At 37.0% G+C, this 3,466-nt stretch carries 4 protein-coding genes; all 4 read left to right on the top strand.

All coding sequences use genetic code 11. The annotated features are described in order from the left end of the window. Positions 1-234: 234 nt before the first annotated feature. Entirely contained in the window at positions 235-1,185 is a 951-nt protein-coding gene (gene mvk, locus QHH19_07025; protein MDH7518072.1) for a mevalonate kinase, read from the top strand. Beyond that, on the top strand, positions 1,186-2,496 hold the full coding sequence (locus QHH19_07020) for a UbiD family decarboxylase (protein ID MDH7518071.1): 1,311 nt from the start codon (positions 1,186-1,188) through the stop codon (positions 2,494-2,496). Beyond that, entirely contained in the window at positions 2,471-2,797 is a 327-nt protein-coding gene (locus tag QHH19_07015; GenBank protein ID MDH7518070.1) for a hypothetical protein, read from the top strand. Before QHH19_07020 ends, QHH19_07015 begins: the two co-directional genes overlap by 26 nt. 171 nt (positions 2,798-2,968) lie before the next feature. Next, the coding region (locus QHH19_07010) for a hypothetical protein (protein MDH7518069.1) at positions 2,969-3,466 on the top strand (498 nt) is incomplete at its 3' end.

Below are 3,466 nucleotides of genomic sequence, written 5' to 3'. Positions count from 1 at the left end.
AAACCGATCTTTTAATTCCAAAAATCTCCCTAATTTTTAAATCATATTTGAAATTAAAATCTCCTAATTCTTTAATTGTCTTCATTATAATTATCGACCTATCTTAAGGTTTTGTTAAGCTACTCTGTAATTAAATATCTTTCTAACTTCTAATAGTTTGACCAAAATCAATAAAAACTCATATTAATTATGGTATTTCAAGTAAAACAATCAGATGTACTTTATGTGATATAAATGTCGGGCGAGGGCATAGGTTTTGGGAAGGCTATTTTATTTAATGAACATTTTGTAGTATATGGTGTACCATCTATTGTTTCTTCTATAGGGCAGTATACGCATGCTCGTGTGGAACCATATGATAAACCGATGTATAAATTGGAGGATAATAGGAGTGCTACACCAGGGTATAAGGAGGATAAGCTTGATCAGCAGAAGGATTCTATAGATAGGATTCTTAAGGCGATGAACATTGATTTATCAAAAAAAGGTATAAAAATAACGCTTGATGGGGACCTTTATGCTGCAAGTGGTGTAGGTGCTAGTGCAGCATCTTGTGTTGCTATTGCTAGAGCGTTATCTCAGTATTATAACCTTAATTTGTCTGATGAGAAGATAAATGATATAGCTTTTGAAGGCGAAAAAGGGTATCATGGTACCCCTTCTGGTATAGATAATACTGCTTCTACTTTCGGTGGCCTTATATGGTTTGAGAAAGCTGAGCCGAATATCATAGAGAGGATATCGATTTCTGGCCCTGTTGAGATAGTGATGGGTAATACTGGTAAGGTTGCTGATACTACAGCTGCTGTTGCTGGTGTAAGAGAACGTAAGGAGAAAAATAAGAAGAAATATGATGAGATTTTTGATAGGGCTGAGAATATTGCTTATCTTGCGAAAAGGGCTTTTCAGGAAGAGGATTATGTTGAGGTTGGTAAACTTATGAATGAGAATCATAAGCTTTTGCAACAGATTGAAGTATCTTCTAGGGAGCTTGATTTTCTTGTTAAACTAGCACGTGATAATGGTGCTCTTGGTGCTAAACTCACTGGTGGTGGACTCGGTGGTAACATGATTGCTCTTACACCTGGTAAGGAACTGCAGGAGAAGGTTGCGAATGCTATTGAAAAGGAAGGTTTTCAGGTTTTGAAAACACTTATAGGTGTTACTTCTAGGGGGATGATGTAGATGAATCTACGTGATTTTCTTAAAAAACTTGAAAAAGAGGGTAAACTTGTTCGTATTAAGAAAGAGGTTTCGACGAATTATGAGATCGCTAACATTATTTATTCCCTTGATGAAAAACCTGTTATTTTTGAGAAAGTGAAAGGTTATTCTATGCCTGTTTTTGCTGGTATTACTTCTAGTCGTGATATTATCGCTGAGGGTCTTGGTACGACAAAAGAAAAACTTTTGTTTAAACTTGTTGAGGCTTTGAGGAAACCGAAGTCTCCGAAGATGGTTAGTAAGGCTCCTTGTCAGGAGGTTGTTGTTAGAAACCCTGATTTGAATATGCTTCCTATTTTGTTTCATTTAGATGGTGATGGTGGTAGATATGCTTCTGCGACTGTTGCGACTATAAAAGACCCTGATACTGGTAGGAATGTTTCTTTTCATCGTCTGATGATGATTGGTAAAAACAAGTTTACAGCTAGATTGATTCCAAAGAGGCAGACTAGAACTACTTATGATAAGGTTAAGGGTGATCTTGAGATGGCTGTTTGCATTGGTAATTCTGTTGCTGTGATGGTTGCGGCATCTCTTGGTCCACCTTCTGGTGTTGATGAGTTTTCTATAGCGAATGCGCTTGATAGAACTGATCTGGTTAAATGTGTGACTAAAAACCTTGAGGTTCCTGCTGAATCTGAAATTGTTATTGAGGGGCGGCTTACTAAAGAGGTTGATCGGGAGGGACCTTTTGTTGATCTTACTGAGACTCGTGATTTTGAGCGTAAGGAACCTGTTTTTGTTGTTGATTGCATTACTCATCGTAGGGATGCTATGTATCAGGCTTTGATCCCAGGTCGTTTTGAACATAAGATTCTTATGGGTATGCCTAAGGAGCCAACTATTTATGATGAGGTAAGTAAGGTTGTCGAATGTAAAAATGTGTATGTGACAATGGGTGGTGGCTCTTGGCTTCATGGTGTTGTTCAGATTAAAAAGAAAAACCCTGATGATGGTAAAAAAGCTATTGAGGCAGCGTTTAACGGTCATAAGAGTATGAAACATGTTGTGATCGTTGATGACGATGTTGATATTTACAACCCAGTTGCGGTTGAGTGGGCGATTGCGACACGTTTCCAGGGTGATAAAGACTTGGTTGTTAAACCTGATCAACCTGGTAGCAGCCTTGATCCCTCCTCAAAACAAGAACTAGGTAAAAAGGCGCTTACATGTAAGGTTGGTGTTGATGCAACTATCCCTTTTGATGTTGACAAAAGTAAATATGCGATCGTGAGATACAAAAAAGTTGATGTCAATGCTTACCTCGGGTAAAGGCAAATATAAGGTTTGGTTAAAAAAAGATAAGATTGGAGATAGCCTTCTTTTTGTTCTAGGTGGAGGAGAAAAACCTCATATTGGCGGTGTTGTTGTTTGTGAACCAGGTAAAAAATCTCAGGTGATTCGTTTGAAAGGACATTTTGATGATATTGTTCTAAAACCTATTGCAGAAACAGCTTGTAAAAAATATAACAAAAAGGTTGTTGCGGTTGGTGGCGTGCATGTTGATAATGCTACTAAAGAAGAAATCGATATTTTAGTTGAGAATTGTTGTGATCTTTCTAAGAATTTATAGTAATCGGGTACTTAGAAATTATTTGTTGATAAAAGAGGTATCTCTCATGATACATGATACGTGTCAATATAGATATATCATTAAAAGGATCAACAATTAACTTCGCAGTACCAGTAATCGAAACCATTATAAATTAACAGATGTTAAATAATTTTTGGTGGAGGTGAAATTTTGCGAAAAATAGGTAGGAAAAAATATTTTGAGGCAGCTGTAGCAGTTATAGTTGCACTAGCATTTATTTTGCCTAGTACATCTGTAGTTGCTAACGATGAGCAACAAAATACGGTAATTAAAAACCAAATAAAAGGATATACAGTTATAAAACCAGTGGATGGAAATACCAAAGCAGACAACATATTGGTATCAAATTCACCAGGAGACGATGTAATACCTGGCATAACTAAAGATGCATCAGGCAATACAGTTGTGACATGGACCAATGAAGAAGATGCATTGACGTGGAACATGGGGATCGCATATTCATCTAATCCAACAGACCCAACTTCTTGGCTTGGTTACATAATAGAATTAATGGGTACCACCATGATTTACTCCTCTGACACGGCTTATGTAGACGGTCCTGACCCAGATGATTATGATGGTCTATTTGGAGTTGATATGTACTATGATACAATGCAAGTTGGTTTCTATATGATACCAGATATTACA

The sequence above is a fragment of the Candidatus Thermoplasmatota archaeon genome (assembly GCA_029907305.1).
Lineage (GTDB): Archaea > Thermoplasmatota > E2 > DHVEG-1 > DHVEG-1 > JARYMC01.
The sequence above is the reverse complement of the archived record's forward strand: the minus strand, read 5'-3'. Positions and strand labels throughout refer to the sequence as shown.